Source organism: Labilibaculum euxinicum (assembly GCF_009795715.1).
Lineage (GTDB): Bacteria > Bacteroidota > Bacteroidia > Bacteroidales > Marinifilaceae > Labilibaculum > Labilibaculum euxinus.
In genome coordinates, this window is record NZ_WTCR01000007.1 from 121,363 (window position 1) to 144,213 (window position 22,851).

Consider the following 22,851-nt stretch of genomic DNA (forward strand, 5'->3'; position numbering starts at 1 on the left):
AAACAGCCTCTTCATTTTAATTTATATTCGGTAGAAAGGAATACCTCTCTCCATACTCAAGCATCTGCTCCATAAAATCCATTGGATAAGAAATTCGAACATCAACAATTTTGCCTTCTTCGTAAACCGGGTGGTAATCCGGATTAATAAAGCCGGCATAAGCAGCCAGATTCAGCTTTTCGAATCTTTCCTTCACTTCCTTATGTAACTCAACATCAACCTTCACGGCATAATCTTCAACCAGACGTTTACCTGCCTCAAAATCGCCTTCCGATTTTATTCGTTGTACTTCTTTCAATAAATCTCCAAATAGTGTTCTCAGTTTTAGATAATCATTCACAACATAGTAAGTCTTCCCTTCTTCCTGCACCTTCACAATCACCTTATCCGATTCTCCTTTTTCAAAAACCCACTTGGCTATTAACTGACGATTTCTCATGTGAGATTCTTCAATCTCTTTTCCCAAGTCAATTCTGGTCAGCTGAGTAATTAATCCATTGCGAATGTACCCGTCGTATTCAGCTTTGGCAACCTCCAAACATGGCATCAATCCCAAGTCTACCATTTTAGTATCCATCATGTAATACAAGGCAAATAAATCAGCCCGGGCCTCTTCCAATGTTGAATGGTAATTTTTTAATGCATCCATCCCCACACCAGGCAACAACTGTCCCGAACCATGACCAAGACATTCGTGCAAGTCGGTATGCAGGTTTCCTCCCAAATATCCATGCTCTTTTGCCCGAGCAACTTCCTCTTTACTATAGGCGAATTCATCAATCATTCCACTTTTTAAAGACGACTGATGATAGGCATGCGTAATGTTATCTATCGTAACTGATTTACTTCCATGTTCTTTACGAATCCATTCTGCATTTGGCAAATTAACCCCAATAGGCGTTGCCGGATGACAATCGCCCCCGAGCATGACTACCGTAATTACCTTTGCACTCACCCCTTTCACCTTTTCCTTTTTGAATCGCTTATCAACAGGAGAGTGATCTTCGAACCACTGTGCATTATCGGAAATAATCACAGCTCTTTTGGTGGCTTCAATATCTTTAAAATTAACGATAGATTCCCAACTGCCTTTAATTGCCAAAGCATCACCATACACTTCAATAAAACCGTTCACTACATCCACATGAGTATCTAAATCTTTCACCCATAAAATTGAATATTCATCGAAGGCTTTTAAATCGCCGGTTTTATAAAACTCAACCAATTTCACCAAGGATTCTCTTTGAAGTTCACTATCCGCAACAGGTATCGCCTTCTCCAGCCAAAACACAATTTTTTCAATGGCCTCGGAATACATTCCTCCCACTTTCCATGTTTTTTCAATCAGCTCACCATTTTCTTTCACCAACTTGGAATTCAAACCTGCAGAAATTGGCCGTTCCGGATCTCCCTTTTCCATTTTGGCATAAAAATCTTCCGCCTCCTTCTCACAAACTCCCTCATAGTAGTTATTTGCAGAATCCTTTATTAAATCCAGTTCAGGATTCAAAACCACACGTTTTGCATCCACATCTTCATCGAACAAAACAGGAACCAATCTGGTCAGCAAACCAACAACATCTTCTCCCTCCAACAAAGGCAACAACTCGTAATTTGTATTGCTCAACAGTTCGCCAAAGTACTCTTCAGAGAATTCAGGCATGAACTTATCCATCGAATAATGATGATGAATTCCGTTTGAGAACCAAACTCTCTTGGCATAAACCAAAAAGCTTTTGAATTCATCCGATTCCCGATCGCCATCGTATGATCTAGCAATAGCCTCCAAAGTGCGGCGAATGCTAAGATTATTTTTATTGTTTTGATCGAACAGAATATCGCGGCCGCAACGCGCAGCTTCCGCCAGATAATAAATCAATTCTTTCTGACTCAAACTTAGTTCCTCAAATCCGGGAACCTGGTATCTTAGTATCTTTATATCAGCAAACTGCTCTGTTTGATATTGGAATATTTTACTCATTTCTCTTTCTTATTTCTTACATCAATATTTTCAACTAATACCCATTTCCCTTTTTGATACTCAAGCGCATCGTAAGAAAAATCAGGTCCGTAATATTCAAATTGATTCTGATAAACTGGCAATGACGGCGCCAAATGATCAAATACAATTCTTTTATCTTTTTTGTTGTATTGAATAGTCATTCTTGCCTGTTTGGCGTATTCGAAAACTATTCTGTCTAAAATTTTTCCTTTCCAGATAATCACCGGCATACCAAAAGTAACTTTTCCTTTCTCATCAAAACTAAGCACTTCAACAAGCTTCTTGTTGGTTCGGAAATCATTTCCATCCCATCCCAACAAGAAATAAGAATTACCAGATTTTGCCTTAAACGGAATAATTTGATAGTACAACGCACCCGGCCAATTTACTGCCGGGTATTGATGAAACATATCAGCTACAAGCTTCGCATCATGCAAAACCTCAACCCGAGTTGATTTCTTCAGTTTAATTTGCAGCAGCCCAAAATATCGGTAAGTTCCATCATCCAAAACACAATTCCAATTAAAAATCCGAAATTTCTGATCGGGAGAAATCAACTTACCCATTTTTGATAATTCAGAAAACGGATAATCAAAACTCTGTTCTTCAACCAACAAATCCGAAAATATGTTTTCAATTTCATTACAGATACTCAATTTTAAAGAATCAGTATCAGCCAGAACCAAACGATCAAACTTAGATTTGATTTGCTGTTCCTTCTCCAATAAATTAATCTGCGAAAAAAGACTCGAAGACCCGAGTAAGACAAAAAACACAAGTAATAATTTTCTCATCAATCTATTTTTGAATATTCTTACAGGAACAGCATCAATTCTGTGAAATATTATTTTTTCACCTTATTCATTGCCTCAATTAGTAAATCTGAGGCATGATGAATTTCCTCATCAGTAATATTTAAGGGAGGTGCAATTCGAAAAGCTCCGGCACAAAATAAGAAAGGATCCATAATAACACCCAACTCATATGCTTCTTTCATGATAGCAAGCATGATCTCCTGAGATTCTACAATTACAGCAATAAACAGTCCCAACTGTCGAAATCCTTTCACCATTGGATGATCTTTTAGCAAAGTCACAAAAAGCTCTCCTTTGCGCTGAACATCATCAACAATATTTTCCTCCAAAAGCACTTCCAGAGCAGCCTTAGCCGCAGCACAACACACAGGATGTCCTCCAAAAGTGGTAATGTGTCCCAACATTGGATTGCTCTTAAACGTGTCAAGTATCTTTTTATCCGATATAAAAGCTCCAATTGGCATCCCGCCTCCCATTGCCTTCGCCAGACAAAGAATATCGGGAACAACATCGAAATGCTCAAACGCAAAAAGTTTTCCTGTTCGTCCAAATCCCATTTGAACCTCATCGAAAATCAGTAAAGCACCTTTTTCGGTACACCTTGCCCTCAAAGTCTGAATGAAATCTTTGGTTGGAATAATCATTCCTCCTTCGGACTGGATGGGTTCCAAAATAACACAGGCTGTTTTATTGGTTATTTCCTCTAAATCCAAAATATTTCCGAATTCAATAATTCGAATGTCCGGCAATAATGGACGAAAGGCATTTTTCAATTCCTCGTCACCCAATACACTTAATGCTCCGTGAGTACTTCCGTGATATGCATTTTTAAAAGTAATTATTTCAGATCTACCGGTAAATCTCTTAGCCAATTTTAAAGCTCCCTCATTGGCTTCACTCCCCGAATTCACAAAGTAAACCGAATTTAAACTCTCAGGCAGATTATCAGATAAGAGCTTGGCCAATTGAACCTGAGGAGATTCAATGAACTCACCATACACCATTAAGTGCATATATTTATCAACCTGATCTTTAATGGCCTGACGAACACGAGGATGCCCATGCCCAAGGTTACTAACAGAAACGCCCGATACGAGATCCAAATATGGCTTTCCGTCCGGGCTGTACATATATATACCTTCTGCCCTCTCTATTTCCAATGCAATAGGAAAATCAGAGGTTGTAGCTACATGCTGCAGAAATAATTGTCGATTTGTAATCATAAACAGAATTTTTATTTAAATACAAAATTCAATAAAAATCCTGCCATAAAAAAACTATCGTGTCATTAAATTAATATCTCCTAATAATTTATCACGATATGATTTTCCTATAGGAATTGCTTTTGACCCACTTTCAGTTTCAATCACAACTGAATTATCTTCAATCACTCCAATTTTACTCAAATTAACGATATATGAACGGTGGATTCTTGAAAAACGAGTAGAGGGCATCTTTTCTTCGATGGCCTTCATGGTAAAATGTATTGTGTATTTTTCATGATAAGAATTCACAACAACATAATTTTCAAGAGCTTCAATCCATAAAATGTCATCGTAATTCAAACGAACCAATGCCGAATTACTTTTTATGAAAATCTCATTCTTATCCTGCATAAAACCTTCGCTGTTTTTATAGCGACGGTTAGCCTTACTAACCGCTTTAAAAAACCTACTGTAACTAATAGGTTTTAATAAATAATCAGTAACATCGTACTCAAAAGCTTCCAGAGCATACTGTTCTTTTGAAGAGATAATAATAATTTGCGGTGTAGTACTTAAGCTATTTAAAAATTCCATGCCACTCATTTCCGGCATTTCAATATCTAAAAATATCAAATCAACAGGTTCGTTTTTTTTGATATTATTTATCGCTTCAATTGCACTTGGGTAGGAGGCTCCAAATGTTAGGAAGTCTGTTCTTTCAATATAACTTTCAACAACTTTTCTCGAAAGCTTATCATCGTCAATTACAACACAATTCATATAGTGGTAGTTAATTTTTATTCAAAAATAGGTAAATAAATCATACTTATCTATTGCAAAGTAGTTTTCATCAAAAATAACAATCTTTTTACCATTTCCGAAATATTTAACCAAAATATTCCCTTTTACAAAACTTAACTTAATATAACTTTTTTTTTCAAATAGGTTATATTATTGCTTCTTTTTTAGAAATTTACCGAGAAGCTCATCCCCCGATCTTACCGATCGCACCAACCAATCTAATTTCAACTCCAGCTTTTCATACTCAGACAATTGCCAATAAATATCCGATCGTCGAAGCTCCGTAGTAAGATGATTTAGTACTATAGCAGCAGAAACCGATATATTAAAACTTTCCGTAAAGCCGTACATTGGAATTTTCACAAATTCATCGGCATTATTCATTACTTCATCCGACAAGCCAGTCAGTTCCGTTCCAAAGAAAAATGCAGCTTTCCCCTTAGTCAGATCAAAATCGGGTAAAAGAATATCATTTGAATGAGGACTTGTTGCAATAATTCTATATCCCTGATTTTTTAATTTCGTAATTGTACTTAAGGTATTTCTTTCTTCTTTATTGTATCTGTGCAAATTCATCCACTTTGACGCTCCCATTACAACATCAGGATTTAAATGATATTCATTGTGATTTTCAATAACATGCAAATCCTGAACACCAAAACAATCGCATGAACGAATTACTGCACTGGCATTTTGAGCTTGAAAAATATCCTCCAAAACCAAGGTTATATATCTTGTTCTGTTTTCAATATTTTTATCCAGTAATCCGATGCGCTTTTCACTGGTAAAACCTTCCAAAAAATGAATCGATTCCTGCAATAACTTCTTCTCCATCCACAAAAAATTAGGAATAAAAAAAAGGAGGTATTATTGATACACCCCCTCTAACATCTTTTGACAACAATTATCTATTGTACAGAGTCTGCTAATTCAGAACCAGCCTTAAATTTGATAACTTTTTTTGCTGGAATATTGATTGGTTTACCAGTTTGAGGATTTCTACCGGTTCTAGCATCACGCTTAGAAACAGAAAATGAACCAAATCCTACCAGTGCTACTCTATCATCACTTTTTAATGCCTCAGTAGTAGTTTCAATGAAAGCATCTAATGCTTTTTTAGAATCAGCTTTAGTCAAACCAGCTTTGTTTGCAATTGCATCAATTAATTGAGCTTTGTTCATAACTTTATAAAATTTTAGGGTTAAAAATTGCTTTTAAATTTGAATCATATACAAATATAAAGGATTTCTGATGGTTTGCAAATTTCCGATAAGAAAAAATAAGAAATTTAACCTTTCAAAGATCGAAACATAATAAAACTATAAATTTTCAAGCTATTCCCCGTAAACAATAAAGAGCAGAATGTGAATTAAATCATAACTCTATTTAAAGGTCTTTCTTATTTAACTGATTTACTAAAATACTTTATTCACTAACATTTAATATGACATGCCAACAATAAACATAACCCCCAACACCACACACACAAACAACTAACATTCAACACTATAGTTAGATTTGAGGGATGTGTAAAACCATCATCAAAATCTCTTGTATATTTCGTTAAAATGTATTACACAATGATATACATCAGTATAAGATGATTGAAAACAAAAGGCTGTTCATAAATAATGACAGCCTTTCGGGAGATCCTATTTAAGTAAAAGGAAGCTTTTAAACTCTGAAAAATCTTTACTTATTAAAATACTCTTTTTTTCTTTTCCCAAACACTCCTGGAGATAGTCCGGAACTCTTATTTCAATATTAAGTACCTTTTCAACTGTATCCTTAAATTTTGCCGGGTGCGCTGTTTCCAAAAAAACACCTACCTCATCTTCTGTATTTAAGTATCTTTTCAAACCCAGATATCCAACGGCACCATGCGGATCAAGAATGTACTTATTCCTACTATATACATCTGCTATTGCCTCTTGAGTTTCCTTATCTGAAAACCACGCTCCCTTTACATCTTTGATTATGTCAAAATGTTTCTCCTGATACAATTCCATCATACGAGCAAAATTACTTGGAGCTCCAACATCCATAGCATTTGATATAGTTTGAACAGAAGCTTTTGGCTCATATTTCCCGGAACTTAAATAATCCGGCACAACCTTGTTTGTATTTGCTGATGCAATAAATGAATCGATTGGCAATCCCATTTGTTTTGCCAGCAATCCTCCTGTAAGATTTCCATAATTCCCGCTGGGAACTGAAAATACAACTTTTTTATCAGTTGGCTGCAATTGTGCCCAAGCGTAGAAATAGTAAAAACTTTGTGGTAACAAGCGAGCTATATTTATAGAATTTGCCGAAGTCAAACTCAATTCTGCATTCAAATCAGTATCTCCAAAGGCAGTTTTAACCAATGCCTGACAATCATCAAAAGTGCCATCAACCTCAAGAGCTGTGATGTTTTGTCCCATGGTGGTTAATTGCTGCTCTTGAATCTTACTCACCTTTCCGGCAGGATATAATATAATCACCTTTACACCCTCAACACCTAAAAAGCCATTGGCAACTGCACTGCCCGTATCTCCTGATGTTGCAACCAAAATGGTTACCTCTTCCTGATCCTGCTTTGCGAAAGCACTCAGACATCGAGACATGAATCTGGCACCTACATCTTTAAATGCACAAGTTGGTCCGTGAAACAGCTCTAAAGTGTTAACACCATCTTCTATCGGCACAACTGGAATCGGGAAATTAAGTACCTCTTTGGTAATTTTCTTTAAATCAAAATCGGAAATGTCGTCACCAACAAAGAGTTTAGCCACTTCATATCCTATTTCAGGCAAACTTAATTCTGTCAATCGTTGAAAGAATTCATCATCCAACTTTGGTATTGAAACCGGAAAAAACAATCCGTTATCCGGCGCAAGCCCTTTTATTACAGCTTCCTTAAAGCTATAACGTATATCTTTATTATTTGTACTAAAATATTTCACAAGTCTATCTTTTCTTGAATCAAAATCTATGCGATTTATTAACTAATTACACTTTTACAGAATTTTCACTCCACCTTCACTTACTTTGGAAACATAAATTTTGTAATCCAAATCGGTACGCTTATAAACTGTATCCATGGCGGCAGCAATAACATCTGCAGACTCCTTTCCTTTTGCCAATGCAAATACCGATGGTCCCGATCCGGAAATACTGCAGCCCAATGCTCCGGCTTCCATAACAGACAGTTTCAATTCATCAAATTCAGGTATCAGAACCTTCCTTTGTGGTTCTACTATATGATCTTCAAGAGAACGTCCGATCAAATCATAATCTGCAGTATAAAGTCCGGCCATTAAGCCTGCCACATTTCCCCACTGACGAATTGCCTTTTTTAGAGGAATTTGGGGAGACAATATTTCCCGTGCTTCTTTGGTCTTGATTTCAATTTGTGGATGAATAACGACACACCATAAATCTGCCGGTGGCTGAATATGAATTACATCCAGAGGATTGTATCCCCTAATCAGACAAAAACCACCAAGTGTTGCAGGAGCAACATTGTCAGCATGAACATCACCCGAAGCAACCTCCTCACCTTTCATGGCAAAATCAACCAATTGCATTCTTGTATATGGCTTACCCAACAATTCATTTACTGCAACAACCGCACCTGCCGCACTTGCCGCACTAGATCCGATTCCACTTCCAGGCTTAATATTTTTAATGATCTCAACATCAAAGCCCTGATCGCTTTCCAAATCATCCAATAAAGCCTGAATAGCAACACCTGCAACATTTTTCTTTGGATCGGTAGGAAGATCCTCATAATCCTTTACTGTTTGTATAATTATTTTATTCTGATCATTTTTAGTAATAATCATTTCATCGCCCACCCCATCGATGGCAAATCCTAATATATCGAACCCACAACCAACGTTGGAAACGCTGCCCGGAGCAAAAATTTTCACACTATCTGACATGTTATTCAATTTTCTTTGTTGGTAATTAATTGCTGGTTATTCTTATGATATCGCCAAAAATTCCCGAAGCTGTAACTTCTGCTCCGGCTCCGGCACCCTTAATAATCAATGGCTGATCGTTGTACCACTTCGTTTTTAACGAAATCACATTATCCTTACCATGTATATCGTAAAACGGATGATCGGGCGTAACCTCTTTAAGGCTTACATTAGCTTTGCCATCTGCGAAAGAAGCGATGTAACGGTACCTGATATTTTTTTCAGCCATCACAGTTCTCCATGCCTCAAAATGATCATTATGAGCTTCGAGATCGCGGATCAAATCAGCTGCCGTCTCTCCATTCAGACAAGATAATGGAATCATAGGCTCATGCTCTACATCCTTCACCTCTAACTTGTAACCAGCTTCGCGAGATAATATCAAAAGCTTTCTTAATACATCCATTCCGCTCAGGTCGATTTTCGGATCTGGTTCAGTAAATCCTTGCTCCATTGCCATTTTCACCGCTTCAACAAATGATTTACCATTATTAAACTCGTTCATTATAAAGTTTAAGCTGCCAGATACAACAGCGTCAATTCCAACAATTTTGTCGCCGGTATGAATCAGACTGTTAATTGTACTAATCACCGGTAATCCTGCTCCAACATTGCTTTCGAACATGAATTCTACATTGTGCTTTTTTGCAGCAGCTTTAATTCTTAGGTAGTTATCAAATTCTGAAGAAGCCGCAATTTTATTGCATGCCACAATAGAAACAGTGGAGTTCAAAACCTGCTGATACACCTTACTAACAGATTCACTTGCAGTGATGTCCACAAACACAGAATTTCTAAGGTTTGCCTGATCCATTCTCTTTACGAATTCCTGCAAATTGGCCACCTCTGATTCTTCCTCCAATTTCTGCTTCCAATCCTGAAGCATATTTTCATCCTTTGCAAAATACATTTTCCGACTGTTAGTCACTGCACGAACAATCAATTGCAAACCTTTCTCTTCAAGAAGATAATCGTATTGATTTTTCATGAATTCCAATAATTTTCCCCCAACATTACCTACTCCTGCAATGTACAGGTTCACTTTTTTATGAGTTGAGATGAAAAAATCCTCATGAATAACATTTAATACTTTTTTTACATCAAAGGTTGGAACCATGAAAGTAATGTTTAATTCATTACCGCCCTGAGCCATAGCCCGAATATTCACTCCGTTTCTTCCAAGTACACTAAATACTTTTCCCGAAATCCCAGGGGTATATCCCATGTCCTCACCAACAACGGCTACAATAGACAAATCCTGCTCAACAGCCGGTTCATTTACCAAGTTCATTCTAATTTCCATTTCGAACTCGGAACGAACCGCCTCAATAGCCAACGCCCTATCACCCTCATTAATCCCAACACTCATACTCTGCTCCGATGAAGCCTGAGTAATTAGAACCACATTAATTTTATTCTGAGCCAAACAAGTGAAAAAGCGAGATGCAAATCCGCTTATACCAACCATTCCACTTCCCGAAAGAGTAAATAAATTAATGTTGTTGATTGAAGAAAGTCCTCGAACTATTGAGCGTTCACTTTTAGGTGCAGAAGTGATCAGAGTTCCCTTTTCGTCGGGAGCAAACGTATTTTTAATGCGAACATTTATTTTGTTCTGCAGTACCGGAATTAAGGTTGGAGGATAAATAACTTTAGCACCAAAATGAGAAAGTTCCATTGCTTCCTGAAAAGACATCTGCTCAATTGGCTGAGCCTGCGATACCAATCTTGGATCGGCAGTAAACATACCACTGACATCAGTCCAAATTTCCAACTCGCTGCATTTTAAACCTGCCGCCAAAATAGAAGCTGTGTAATCCGATCCACCACGCCCAAGCAGTGTCATTTCACCTTTTTGACCGGAAGCTATAAAACCGGGAAACAAAGCAACTTGAAATTCTACATTTTTAACTGCTTCCAAATTCTTATTGGTCTGCTCGCTATTTAGAAATACTCCTTTGCCATTCTGTGTTTTGATAAAATCTCTGGAATCGAAAAGCACAGTATTCATACCACATTGATTTAAATAGGCTGAAAAAATTAAAGATGATAATATCTCACCTGATCCCATTACAGAATTTTTCACCTTTTGCGAGATTTCTTCCAATAGATAAACCCCTTGAAGTAGTTCTGCTATCTCATCAAATTTCTTTGATGTACCCAATTCTATTTCTGCTGGTAAATTAAGTTCATTAATTACTTGAAAATGCCTTTCCTTTACTTTAAAAAGGGAATTTTCATATTCTTTATTTCTATCACTGGCCAGATTAATGCATCTTTCCAACTCATCGGTAACTCCGCCAAAAGCTGAAACAACTACAACTTGCTTACAGTTGGCATAATCCCTTTTAATAATCTCCTGAACGCGCTTACAATTTTCTGAATTAGAAACTGAGCTCCCTCCAAATTTTAAAACCTTCATTGATTAATTTCTTAAGATAGATTCCCTTCCGTACAAATGTCCGGTTGTCCATCGGTTGATATAAATTTTGGTTAAATAGTTATTCTGCTTTATTATTAAGAATGCTCCAACAACACCAATTATAAAATAATCAGTTATTGTACAAGGTACAAAATACCCTATGTTTTTTGAGCAATCAACTACTCACCTGTGGCGATATGTAAAAATTCAACCCCCTAAAGGGTTGTGGTTGTAGTTGTGATTATTGTAGGAATAGTACAAATAGAAGTTTCAGACATAGACATTTCCATGCTGGTTCCCAACATGTTCATTTCAATCGCTATGTTATTTATCTGTTTCAAAAAAGCTATTCCTCATCTTTAAGAGTTTCAAATATATGCTTTTTTTTTTCTTATCTGTATCATTTCAAAAGGATTCTTTCAAATTTTATTGGCCAATAATAATACTGCAACCCAATGCAAACGATATTATTCTTCCTTTTTTTGCTTTTGCAGAAATACAATTCCAACAATTTTTATTGTGATTCCTCCTCAATTAGAACTAAAAATAAAATACTCATTACACCCTCAATACTAGCTGTTTAATAAATTTTAATTAGAATTATTCTAAATAAAATTGTAAATTAAGTCTTTATTCACCAAAACAATATTATCATGAGAAAGAGAATAATTGGTTTAGCAATTGCTTTATGTTTCAGTTTTGCTGTTACAGCACAAACCAATGAGAAAGCAGAGAAAACAGTTGTTGAAAGTGTTTACATTCTGCCAAAAAAAGGAATGGCTGATGAGTTCGAAAAAGCAATTAAAGCTCACAATGAAAAATTTCATCCCAAAGGTGATTATGTGGCAGGTTTACGAAAAGTGGAATACGGTAATAAAGCCGGCTGGTATGTTTGGATTATGGGTCCAACAACATATGCTGCTCTGGATACCCGCCCGGCAAAAGAAAACGGTCATGAAGACGATTGGGATAAAACAGTAGAACCCCTGGTTCAAAAATATGGTCCAATCAATCTTTGGAATTACAACCCCAAATTATCTTTTGGAAAAGAAATTTTAATGAATGCCAAGTATTATGAAGCCTGGGCAATCGATCTGAAAAGAGGACAATATTACCGTTTTGAAGCACTTGCTGAAAAATTAATGAAAACATCGGAGAAATTAGGATTTGCATTTCTAATTTTCAACAACCCATTACATACAAGCGAAAGTGCGGATGTTGGAATGATATGGGATTTTAAAAGCTATGCCGATTGGTCTTCGGATAGTGGATTTAAAAAAGAGTTTGAAAAACTATACGGAGAAGGATCATGGCAAAACATGTTCAATGAATGGATGGATATTACCAATGATTACAATGCTGAATTAAGAACCATCATTAGATAAATAAAACTTTAAAACTTAAGCGGTTAATTGGAATTCTAATTAACTGCTTTTTTTATGCTCAATTTTTTATTTAATTCCCTTTGCATACTTAGCCTGAGTTTACAATATTTGTACTTCTTAAACTTAATACAGATTGTAATGATAAAAGGAGTAGTTTTTGACCTTGATGGCACACTGGCCAATTCAATTGAAGACATTGCCGATTCAATGAATATTGTTTTAGCAGAAAAAGGATTTCCAACACATGACTATGATACGTACAAAACATTTGTTGGCCGCGGACTGAAAGCTCTGGTTGAAAATGCCCTGCCCGATTCTGTAAATGATGAATCTATATTAGAAGCATGCTTTAACAGGATGATGATTGTTTATGATGAAAACTGCATTACTAAAACTTGTTTGTATCCAGGTATTGCAGAACTTCTTACAGAACTGCAGAAAAGAGATATTAAAATTGGCATATTCTCGAACAAAGCCAATGAGTTAACACAGAAAGTAGTAAATGCTTTACTCGCTGACTGGACACTCGAAATGGTAATTGGTGCAGGTGGTGATATTCCAAGAAAACCAAATCCTAAAGGAGCAATACTTATTAGTACAAAAATGCGCATTGCTCCTGAAGAAATGATGTATGTTGGTGATTCAGGCGTTGATATGCAGACGGCAGAAAACTCGGGAATGTACGCAGCAGGCGTTTTGTGGGGTTTCCGCGACATGGAAGAATTACTTGAAAACGGAGCAAGAATCCTTGTCGAAAACCCAATGGACTTGCTTGATTCATTCAATTAAAATATTAGACAAAACGGGAAAGAAAATAGACTAATGCGTATGTTTTCTTTCCTGACTTACAACACTTTCATCTTCGCAAAAACCATTTATTTCCGGCTGAAGTGTAACATGATTAATTTCAAATTCGTCATGAAACATGTGCTCCAATTTATGCAGGACCTTACTTACTTCACTCAAATTGATATCTTTTCTAAAACTAATGTGAGCTTCCAGATTAATTTGATTATCATCCAGTTGCCACAGATGCACATGATGCATATTTTCAATTTCCTCCAGCTCTTTAACTTTCAGAAGAATTTCGTCCAGATTGAGATGAACAGGAGCAAACTGCATAAGAATACGGATACTTTCCTTTACCAAGCCCCAACTTGAATAAACCAGATAGAGCGCGATGAATATTGAAAGCACACTATCAACCCACGAAATTTCCCAAAGGTACATTGCCAATCCTCCCAATACCACTGCAACCGATGATATCATATCCGATAACAAATGCAAATAAGCCGATCGCATATTAATATTGTCCTTAGCATCCTTCTTTACCAATAACATGCTAAGTAAATTCAATAGAATTGACAAACCTCCCAGAATCATCACCAATCCTGATTCAATTTCCTGAGGTTCTGAAATCCGCTGGACAGCTTCCTTTAAAAGGAAAAATGCGATTACAGCTAAAGATATTGAATTAAACAAAGCGGCTAATATCTCAGCCCTTTTATATCCGAATGTTTGTTTTGCAGTTTGTTTACGACTCGATAATTTACTTGCAAACCAACTTATGATTAAAGCAAGCACATCACTAAAATTATGCATGGCATCAGACAAAAGAGCCAAACTGCCCGACATAAATCCGCCTATAACCTGAGCAACAGTAATTCCAATATTCAGTAGAATTGCAATTCCCAAATTTCGCCCTTTTAAATCACCATGATCGTGATGCGCATGTCCATGATTCCCTTTTCCCATATTAGCCTCATTTAATAAGCCTATAAATATAGCAATGAATTCTTTTTTTTAATCAAACTAATTATAAATTGCAAAATAAATTCTGTTCCCTTTTCATTTAGAACACAATCGTTTCCATTTTAAATACTACAGACTGCAGGCTTTCTTCAGAAATCCCATTCTTATAGAATAACCAAGCTTTGCGTCAATTTTTTTATCATTACACATACACATTTGTAGATTCATTAATATTTATATCTTTGCCGTTGAAATAAAGCGATCTCCGAGTTTATAATTTCTAAACCACAACAAAACGGAACGAATTATAAACCGATGGGTAAATTGGGAAACGAATTTGCCTCCCGCTGGGCTTAAACCCTAAAATTGGAAAGGAGTGTTTTTGTGATTTAGTATGATACCGATAGATAAGTAAATGTACTTTGCCTTAGCAATTTACATGCTGTTGAAACTAAGAACATAAACCTCCGATTCTGAATTGAATTGGAGGTTTCTTATATTTAAGAAATGGTAAGTAGTAAAAGGAATATATTATTAATTGCAGGAACCGGCAGAAACGTTGGTAAAACTCTATTTGCATGTCGATTAATTGAAAAATTGAAATGTGAAAATGAGTTGGTTTGTATTAAAATATCTCCTCACTTTCATGAATTAAGCAAAGAATTAGAAATCATCAGCGAAACTGATAATTTTGTAATTGCAAAAGAAACTAGTAAAACAGGCAGTAAGGATAGCAATCGCTTGTTTCGGGCAGGAAGCAAAAAGGTTTATTACGTGCAGGCTAAAGATGATCATCTGACTGAGATACTCTCCTATTTCGAGAAAATACTTTCGGCAGAAACTCCTGTAATTTGTGAATCGGGAGGCTTAAGAGATTTGATTGAACCAGGTCTGTTTTTAATGATCAACAAAAAAGACAATAAAAATATAAAAACCAGAGCTATTGGTTATGGAAAATTAGCAGATAAATGGATTGAATTTAATGGTGAAAATTTCAATTTTACTGCAGAGAACATTTCTTTTACCAATAATGAATGGAAAATAAAAGACTAACAATATGATTACGTTTCACGAGGCTTTAAAAACTGTAAAAAATGCCACTAAAAAGTTAGATACTGAGACTATCAATCTTGCTGATTGTTTGAATCGGGTTCTTGCAGAAGATGTACTTTCAGACATGTCTATTCCGCCATTTAATAAGTCGGCTATGGATGGATATGCTTGTAAACAATCTGATTTGGCAAACAATCTCGAAGTTTTGGAGATTATTGCAGCCGGGTCTGCTCCAGGCAAAGCTGTCGGAAACAATCAGTGTTCCAAAATTATGACCGGAGCGATGGTGCCTGAAGGTGCCGACACGGTAATCATGATTGAACACACGGAAGAAATTGATGACAATCACATTCGTTTTACGAAAGACAAAACAAAATCGAATATTTGCCTTAAAGGAGAAGATATTTTAGAAAATGATGTCGTACTAAAGAGAGGAACCCGATTAAAGGCTCAGCACATTTCTGTTTTAGCAAGTGTCGGATGTGCAAATCCTCTTGTTTTCAGACAGCCAAAAGTTGCGACAATTGCAACTGGAAGCGAATTGGTTGAACCTGATCAAAAACCAGAGATATCTCAAATTCGCAATGTAAACTCATGGCAATTGCAGGCACAACTACAAAAAATGGGCATTCGTGGCAATAGTCTCGGAATTGTTGCTGATTCGAAAGAAGCTACTAAAGAAGCAATGGTAAAATGTTTGGAAGAAAATGATGTATTGATTATATCGGGTGGTGTTTCCGTAGGTGACTTCGATTACATTCCTCAAATTCTAAAAGAACTGGGTTTCAATATTTGGTTTCATACGCTTATGGTTAAACCCGGCAAACACACAGTATTTGCAACCTGCAAGGAGAAATATGTTTTAGGTTTACCAGGAAATCCGGTTTCCTCATTTGTACAATTTGAATTGCTCGGGAAACCATTACTTTACCGACTTATGGGACATGATTATAATGCACCTATGGTACGAATGCCAATAGCTTCAGATTACAAGCGAAAAAGAACCGACAGACTTGAATTTTTACCAGTTCGCTTTAATGCTGACAATCAGGTTGTACCCATTAGCTATCATGGTTCGGCACACATTAATGCTTTTACTTTAGCCAATGGAATTATGGCAGTTCCAAGGGAGGTTGATGAATTTACGGAAGGAGAATTTGTTCATGTTAGACAATTATAACAGAAATATAAATTACCTGCGAATTTCGGTAACAGATCGATGCAATCTTCGATGTACTTATTGTATGCCCGAAGAGGGCATTGATTTAATGGCTCATGATGAAATATTGAGTTTTGAGCAGATTACCGATTTTGTAAAGGAAGCAGTTGCAACCGGGATCAATAAAATCAGACTAACCGGTGGCGAACCTTTGGTTAGAAAAGGAATTGTTGATTTGGTGAAATTACTTTCAGATATTCACGGAATTGAGGAGATTGCCATGACCACCAATGGCATCTTACTTGATCAATTTGCTGGTCAATTAGCCAAAGCTGGCTTAAGAAGAGTAAACATTAGTTTGGATACGCTTAATCCTGAAAAATATAAGAAAATAACCCGACTGGGTGATATCAAGGATGTTTTTAAAGGAATAAAAGCAGCTCAAAAAGCTGGATTGCATCCCGTAAAAATAAACTGCGTTCGCATGCTCGATGCAGATTTGGATGATCTGGAAAATTTACGCCAGTTTTGCAAGAGTAATAATCTGGAATTAAGATTCATAAAACAGATGGATTTGTCCACTGGAGAATTCTCTGTTGTTGAAGGTGGTGAAGGTGGTAACTGTGTGGAATGCAATCGGATTAGACTTACTGCCAACGGAAAAGTAAAACCCTGTTTGTTTAATGCCAGCGAATTCGACAGTAAAGAATTAGGCAATAAAGAGGCAATCGATAAATCGATCAACCAAAAACCAAAAGCCGGCACAAAAAATAAAAACGGCAGTTTTTATGGTATTGGAGGATAGATCAGTAAACAGAGAACAGTGAGCAGAGAATTAGTTAGCAGTGATCAGAAAACAATATTTCAGTAATGGGAGATTTTAGTCATATCGATAAGGATGGGAAAGCCAATATGGTTGATGTGGGTGATAAAATACCTCAAATAAGAGAAGCCAAAGCTATTGGTATTATCCATTTAGAGGCACGCACCATCGAATTAATTCAAGAAAATGCAATGAAAAAAGGCGATGCTTTGACTATCGCTGAAATTGCAGGTATTCAGGCAGCTAAACGCACAAGTGATTTAATTCCTCTCTGTCATACGCTTCAAATTACAAAGGCTGAAGTAAAGTGCAGTATTATTGAAAAGGGCGTTCAGGTAAATACCCGGGTAAAATGCATTGGACAAACAGGAGTGGAAATGGAAGCGTTAACCGCTGCCAGCATCGCTCTGCTAACCATTTACGATATGTGTAAAGCTGTTGATAAATCAATGGTGTTAGGCGAAATTGCGCTTGTAGAAAAAACAAAAACCGATTTGAAGCAATAAAACACGATGAGCATGAGCACAAAAGAAGTATCAGTACTATCTGTAAATATATCTGAAAAAAAAGGAGTGATCAAAAAGCCTGTTGATTCCATAGAATTGCATTCTCTTGGTGTTGTAAATGATGCACATTCGGGAAACTGGCACCGTCAGGTTAGCTTGCTGGCCAAAGAAAGTATCGATAAATTTTCGGTACAAGCCAAACGCAATATCAATTTTGGAGAATTTGCCGAGAATATTACCACCGAAGGACTTTTACTTCATTTGACTGCTCCACTTGATCGTTTCCACATAGGTGACATGATTTTGGAAGTGACTCAGATTGGTAAAAAATGCCATGGAGACAACTGCAGTATTTTTCGCGAAATAGGAAACTGTGTAATGCCAAAAGAAGGTATTTTTTGCAGAGTTTTAAACGGTGGTAATTTAAAAGCAGGTGATGTTCTTTGCTATCATCCAAGAGTAATAAAAACCATGGTAATCACTCTTAGCGACAGAGCCAGCCGAGGTGAATATGCTGATAAAAGCGGTCCGTTACTGGAGAAATTAGCTGAAGAATTCTTCAAATCGAAAAACCGGCATTATCAAATAGAAAAATTCATTATTCCTGATCAAGAATCTGATCTTACCAATTTACTTGAAAAAGCAAAAGAGGAAGATTTTGATCTTGTATTCACTACAGGTGGAACAGGTATTGGACCAAAAGACATTACTCCTGATGTAGTAAAAAAACACGTCACAAAAGAGATAACCGGAATTATGGAATTGATTCGGGTAAAATATGGAATGGAAAAGCCAAATGCATTGGTTAGTCGTGGCATTGCAGGTGTTATGAATAAAACTCTAATTTATACCATGCCTGGTAGTCCAAAAGCCGTAAATGAATACTGCTCGGAGATTTTTAAGACGATTGAACACTCACTTTACATGATGAATGAGTTGGATATTCATGGCTAATTAAAATTAATTGAATTGAAGATCAAGCTATTTCAAATAAATTACTCTATGAAGTAAAATAATGTTTGGCTGCAAGTATTTTTTATTCTACATTTGCACCCGTTATCACAAGAGATAGCAGAGCAATTAAAGCTCAAAAGTATATTGGAGAGATGGCAGAGTGGTCGAATGCGGTAGTCTTGAAAACTATTGTGCGGCAACGTACCGGGGGTTCGAATCCCTCTCTCTCCGCCATGCAGAAATGCAATAGAAAGAAAAGCCTTGTAAACTTAACGTTTACAAGGCTTTCTTCATTTAGTACCAACGCAAATAAACACCTAAAACAACATTAAAAGGGTGTAGCATTCGGTGTAGATTAGAAAGCTTAATTTTGCTACACCTCGAACAGGTACTAATGCACTGTAATTCATCATTTTGCTCCCTTCAAAAATCACTCGTTTGCTAGTTTTGACAAATCGTTTTAAAACATTCAAAAACCAGTGAAAATGAGACAAACTACTTCTATTTTATTTTTTGCAAGAAAAACTACTCAACTGAAAAATGGAGAATCTCCCATCTTTGTAAGAATCACTATCGACGGTCAACGATTAGATATATCTCTTAAGAGAAGTATTGATTCTAAGTTCTGGGATTCTAATAAAAGGAAATGGAAAGGCAACTCTCTTATGACAAAAGAAAACAATCAGATGAATACCTACTTAAAGGAAATAGCCAACCTGTGTGGTATCAATAAGAACTTGAGTACACATTCAGCCTGACATACATTTGCAACAACGGTTACTTTGGGCAATAATCTTAACATTAAGGCTATTTTGAAAATAATGGGACATACCAATACCAGAATGACTAAAAATTATGACAGAGCTAGCGAGAAGCTCATCTCAAACGAGATGAGTAAGATTGAAGGGATGTATCAATATGTATAAAACTCAGTACAAAAATCTTCGAATAATTAAAATCGCTCGAGGATATCAGGAGGCAAAATATGTATGTTCTCTTCCATAGTAATAAACTCAAACGAGATTATTACTTTTATTTATGATCTTCAAATTTTCTGCTTGATCCAAAAACAACTATCAATTCCATTAAAAATATGCAATAACAAAAGAGACTGTCTTATAATGACAGCCTCTTAAAATTATATTTCAGGTAAGTTAAATACTACTGTTTAACCATTCAGTTCCTTTTACGGAACCAAAGCAGGAGTAAAAGTTTCAAGAACTACATCTCGGTCTCTTACAACAAGAGTATCATTAAATGAATGCGTAGTTGTTCCAAAATCTATACTATAATCTAAATAAACCACATTTCTTGCCTTGTCACCCCATTCATCACCATCATTAACATATTTTCCAGTTCCACTTACGCTGTAACCTGCCGTTGAAGGTTCTGAAACAGTACATTTTCCATCTTTAGCAAAATTCAATCGAATCTCAAATGGAATATTAATATCAGATCCTCCGTTTCTGGTAGAAAGAGACAAAGAAACCTCACCTAAAGTCATCGTATTCATCTTAACAACCTGATCATCTGCAACATAATCTTCATGATAAACATTAGTTGTATTTAATGAATTATCTCCATTATTTGCTACAACGACATCCTTACCTCTCCTTAAATAAGTTGCATCCCAAGAATTAATATACTTAATACAATAAAACATATAATCTTTTGGTACTGTACCCCAATCTGAAGCTATAGCTCTATTGGGGTTTTCAACAGCAGGTTCTCCACGCAGAATTGAGTCTGCATTTTGTACATTCTCTATAAGTAATGGAATAACATATGTATTGGTAATAGCATCAGGATCTGCAAAAAATGCATCTGTTAATTGTACTTCTATGCCTCCTGTTCTAGAGCCTTTAGGTATTACAATTTGCATATCTTCTGCAAGCGAATAATAATCACTTGGCATAGGTAATACAGATTTTCCTGATTCAAACTGAAGATTCTGACATAGTGAATTATCAACAGTTACGTCAAGAATCCTATTAACCGAATTTTCATAAACACCTCCTAATGTGGCTATAATTTTACACTTATGCTCATTATCAAGAGTATTATCATAAATATCCTCACCTAACACAATAGTCCTAACAGGCGTTTGATAAGCAAAATACACTGTCGTATAATCGTAGTCCTCAAATTCCCAATCCTGATTATGACATGAAGTTATCAGTGAAAGAATTATCAGTGAAATAAAAATTAACTTTTTCATTTTCCTTATATTTTTAACATTATTTACCAACCCACATTCTGAGTCATATTCCACTTAATCACTTCTTGATATGGCAGCGGACCATAATTCATATAATCCTGATATTGTCTTTTTTCAATGTTTACCACTTGATATGCTCCATTAGAAGAAATTCTCATACCTCTCGCAGTTTCTGAAAGTGATTCATTCCATCTGCGTAAATCCCAAAAACGATTACCTTCAAAACATAGCTCTAATCTTCTTTCATTACGGATTAACTTCCTCATATCAGCAAGAGAACTAATGGATGCTAAATAATTATCCGGCTGAGAAATACCTGCCCTTTGACGAATAGCTGCAATAACATCTCTGGCTGAATAACCATGACTTCCTGATCCATCAGGTCCCCATGCCTCATTGGCAGCTTCAGCATAGGCTAAAAACAACTCTGTATAACGGATGCGAGAAACATAATGTTTCTTATTCGCCTTGTTGGCAGCATCAAGGTTTACATCTTCACGAAGTAATTTACGCAAATAATATCCTGTACGAGTTGATTTAGCGATTGCTCCGATACCATCTTCACCACTATCTTCACTCGTTAAAATGGAACTTGAACCTGGACCAAATACACTTCCATTATATAGGATATAGTCATTCAAGCGAGGGTCTCTACCTACATACGGGTTGTTCTCATCATATCCACTAGCCCCATCAGCAATTGGTAAACCATTAGCCATAGGAAACGCATCAACAAGATTTTGAGTAGGGTTTACACGTCCACTACCATACAATGAGGGTGGATAATTATCTGGTTCCAAATCACTTTCTTCTGAAACATTTGTTCTCCAAAGAATTTCCTGAGGATTTGTACCAACCACTAAATTATCTGTTGTGCTTCCATTCTCTTTTGAATACCAAGTACCTCCTTGTGGATCTATCCCAGCTACACCACCGATAAGATCAAGAACTTGCCCTGCTGCATCAGCGGCATTTTCCCAGGAAGTGGTTTCGTTAAAAGCAGGACTCGCCGCTAATAAGGCAACTTTGGCTCTGATTCCTTTAACAATCCGGGTACTCAAGCGTTGTCTGTTATAGGCGCCAAATACTCTGTTATAGTCAGACACTGATGTTTTACCTTGATATTTTGAAGGCAATTCGCCTTCTTGGATATCTTCAAAATCCAGAGGTAAATAACTTTCGGCTTTTGTTAAATCTTCATAAACCTGAGTTATACACTGCTCAAATGTGCTTCTGGGAATATCATAACTCGATTGTCCATCTAAAGGCTCTGTTAAAATAGGGACACCTAGAAGATTACCTCCAGCATCTTTACCGGCATGTGCCTCTAATAAGTAATACATAAAAAGAGCACGTAAACCATAGGCCTCGCCTTTAAATCTATCATTAAACATTTCTTTAACATATTCACCTGTAGTTGCCCATTCAACCTGATCAGTTTCAGCTAAAAAAATATTTAAATAGTTAATAGCAGCATAAGAGTTCACCCATCTTGAAGTTGGGTTTTCCATTGCCGACCATCCACCGGTAGCCATGGCAAGATAATTATTATTCGGATCATTTGACACTGCATCATCAGTTGCAACATCGTTAAACGAATAGCTTCCTGAAGGTAAAAAAACATATGCATTTAATAACAATCCCTCAGCATAAGCTGCGTCTTCATATATGTTTTCGAGCGTTGGATTATTCTCGTCGGCCGGAGACAATAAGTCTTCACAACCTGTGAAAATAAAAAACAAAGCCAATAATATAAATAAATTTGTCTTCATATCTGTTTTCATTTTA

Annotated in this window: 20 protein-coding genes, 1 tRNA gene and 1 riboswitch; of the genes, 9 read left to right on the plus strand and 12 right to left on the minus strand. The window is 36.3% G+C overall.

Annotated features, from left to right (window positions below; genetic code table 11):
- Positions 1-16: 16 nt before the first annotated feature.
- From GQR60_RS11025 to thrA, 9 genes are all read right to left on the minus strand, one after another.
- The gene (locus tag GQR60_RS11025; protein ID WP_124992976.1) at positions 17-1,981 is read right to left on the minus strand and encodes a dipeptidyl-peptidase 3 family protein; all 1,965 of its coding nucleotides are present in this window, start codon (positions 1,979-1,981) and stop codon (positions 17-19) included.
- Positions 1,978-2,796 (minus strand): hypothetical protein, encoded by an 819-nt coding sequence (locus GQR60_RS11030; protein WP_124992977.1) that lies wholly within the window; start codon positions 2,794-2,796, stop codon positions 1,978-1,980. The genes GQR60_RS11025 and GQR60_RS11030 overlap by 4 nt, the downstream gene beginning before the upstream one ends.
- Before the next feature lie 50 nt (positions 2,797-2,846).
- Positions 2,847-4,040 (minus strand): aspartate aminotransferase family protein, encoded by a 1,194-nt coding sequence (locus GQR60_RS11035; RefSeq protein ID WP_191991612.1) that lies wholly within the window; start codon positions 4,038-4,040, stop codon positions 2,847-2,849.
- Positions 4,041-4,094: 54 nt separating this feature from the next.
- Complete coding sequence (locus GQR60_RS11040) at positions 4,095-4,802, minus strand: LytR/AlgR family response regulator transcription factor (RefSeq protein WP_124992978.1); 708 nt, start codon at positions 4,800-4,802, stop codon at positions 4,095-4,097.
- 171 nt (positions 4,803-4,973) lie between these two features.
- Positions 4,974-5,657 carry a TrmH family RNA methyltransferase gene (locus GQR60_RS11045; protein WP_124992979.1) on the minus strand — a complete coding sequence of 228 codons (684 nt, stop codon included), beginning with the start codon at positions 5,655-5,657 and terminating at the stop codon, positions 4,974-4,976.
- A gap of 74 nt (positions 5,658-5,731) precedes the next feature.
- On the minus strand, positions 5,732-6,004 hold the full coding sequence (locus GQR60_RS11050) for an HU family DNA-binding protein (RefSeq protein ID WP_124992980.1): 273 nt from the start codon (positions 6,002-6,004) through the stop codon (positions 5,732-5,734).
- A gap of 471 nt (positions 6,005-6,475) precedes the next feature.
- On the minus strand, positions 6,476-7,771 hold the full coding sequence (thrC, locus tag GQR60_RS11055; RefSeq protein WP_124992981.1) for a threonine synthase: 1,296 nt from the start codon (positions 7,769-7,771) through the stop codon (positions 6,476-6,478).
- Between the two features lie 54 nt (positions 7,772-7,825).
- Positions 7,826-8,752, minus strand: coding sequence for a homoserine kinase (locus GQR60_RS11060; protein WP_124992982.1), 927 nt, complete (start codon positions 8,750-8,752; stop codon positions 7,826-7,828).
- 25 nt (positions 8,753-8,777) lie between these two features.
- Positions 8,778-11,213 (minus strand): bifunctional aspartate kinase/homoserine dehydrogenase I, encoded by a 2,436-nt coding sequence (gene thrA, locus GQR60_RS11065; RefSeq protein ID WP_124992983.1) that lies wholly within the window; start codon positions 11,211-11,213, stop codon positions 8,778-8,780.
- A 653-nt stretch (positions 11,214-11,866) separates the two neighbouring features.
- Between thrA and GQR60_RS11070 the strand changes: the two genes are divergently transcribed.
- Together GQR60_RS11070 and GQR60_RS11075 are read left to right on the plus strand one after the other, a co-directional pair.
- Complete coding sequence (locus GQR60_RS11070; RefSeq protein WP_124992984.1) at positions 11,867-12,598, plus strand: hypothetical protein; 732 nt, start codon at positions 11,867-11,869, stop codon at positions 12,596-12,598.
- Between the two features lie 138 nt (positions 12,599-12,736).
- Positions 12,737-13,387 (plus strand): HAD family hydrolase, encoded by a 651-nt coding sequence (locus tag GQR60_RS11075; RefSeq protein ID WP_124992985.1) that lies wholly within the window; start codon positions 12,737-12,739, stop codon positions 13,385-13,387.
- A gap of 30 nt (positions 13,388-13,417) precedes the next feature.
- On the opposite strand, the gene GQR60_RS11080 is transcribed toward GQR60_RS11075, so the two are convergent.
- Positions 13,418-14,353, minus strand: coding sequence for a cation diffusion facilitator family transporter (locus tag GQR60_RS11080; RefSeq protein ID WP_124992986.1), 936 nt, complete (start codon positions 14,351-14,353; stop codon positions 13,418-13,420).
- A 248-nt stretch (positions 14,354-14,601) separates the two neighbouring features.
- Positions 14,602-14,743, plus strand: a riboswitch (molybdenum cofactor riboswitch).
- 114 nt (positions 14,744-14,857) lie between these two features.
- On the opposite strand from GQR60_RS11080, the gene GQR60_RS11085 reads away from it, so the two are divergent.
- The 7 genes from GQR60_RS11085 to GQR60_RS11115 all read left to right on the plus strand — a co-directional run bounded on the left by GQR60_RS11085 (position 14,858) and on the right by GQR60_RS11115 (position 19,603).
- On the plus strand, positions 14,858-15,403 hold the full coding sequence (locus GQR60_RS11085) for a hypothetical protein (protein WP_124992987.1): 546 nt from the start codon (positions 14,858-14,860) through the stop codon (positions 15,401-15,403).
- A 4-nt stretch (positions 15,404-15,407) separates the two neighbouring features.
- Positions 15,408-16,583: a molybdopterin molybdotransferase MoeA gene (locus GQR60_RS11090; protein WP_124992988.1), complete on the plus strand. Its 1,176-nt coding sequence runs from the start codon at positions 15,408-15,410 to the stop codon at positions 16,581-16,583.
- Positions 16,567-17,367, plus strand: a complete 801-nt coding sequence (locus tag GQR60_RS11095) for a GTP 3',8-cyclase MoaA (RefSeq protein ID WP_124992989.1) — start codon at positions 16,567-16,569, stop codon at positions 17,365-17,367. Before GQR60_RS11090 ends, GQR60_RS11095 begins: the two co-directional genes overlap by 17 nt.
- A gap of 65 nt (positions 17,368-17,432) precedes the next feature.
- Positions 17,433-17,891, plus strand: coding sequence for a cyclic pyranopterin monophosphate synthase MoaC (moaC, locus tag GQR60_RS11100; protein WP_124992990.1), 459 nt, complete (start codon positions 17,433-17,435; stop codon positions 17,889-17,891).
- Positions 17,892-17,903: 12 nt separating this feature from the next.
- Positions 17,904-18,845: an MOSC domain-containing protein gene (locus tag GQR60_RS11105; protein ID WP_160463463.1), complete on the plus strand. Its 942-nt coding sequence runs from the start codon at positions 17,904-17,906 to the stop codon at positions 18,843-18,845.
- A gap of 146 nt (positions 18,846-18,991) precedes the next feature.
- Positions 18,992-19,079 (plus strand) — tRNA-Ser (locus GQR60_RS11110).
- Between the two features lie 251 nt (positions 19,080-19,330).
- The gene (locus GQR60_RS11115; protein ID WP_124992992.1) at positions 19,331-19,603 is read left to right on the plus strand and encodes an Arm DNA-binding domain-containing protein; all 273 of its coding nucleotides are present in this window, start codon (positions 19,331-19,333) and stop codon (positions 19,601-19,603) included.
- A 428-nt stretch (positions 19,604-20,031) separates the two neighbouring features.
- Here the strand turns inward: GQR60_RS11115 and GQR60_RS11120 are convergent, their stop codons facing one another.
- Complete coding sequence (locus GQR60_RS11120) at positions 20,032-21,063, minus strand: DUF5627 domain-containing protein (protein WP_124992993.1); 1,032 nt, start codon at positions 21,061-21,063, stop codon at positions 20,032-20,034.
- Positions 21,064-21,086: 23 nt separating this feature from the next.
- The gene (locus GQR60_RS11125; protein WP_124992994.1) at positions 21,087-22,835 is read right to left on the minus strand and encodes a RagB/SusD family nutrient uptake outer membrane protein; all 1,749 of its coding nucleotides are present in this window, start codon (positions 22,833-22,835) and stop codon (positions 21,087-21,089) included.
- Between the last annotated feature and the right edge of the window lie 16 nt (positions 22,836-22,851).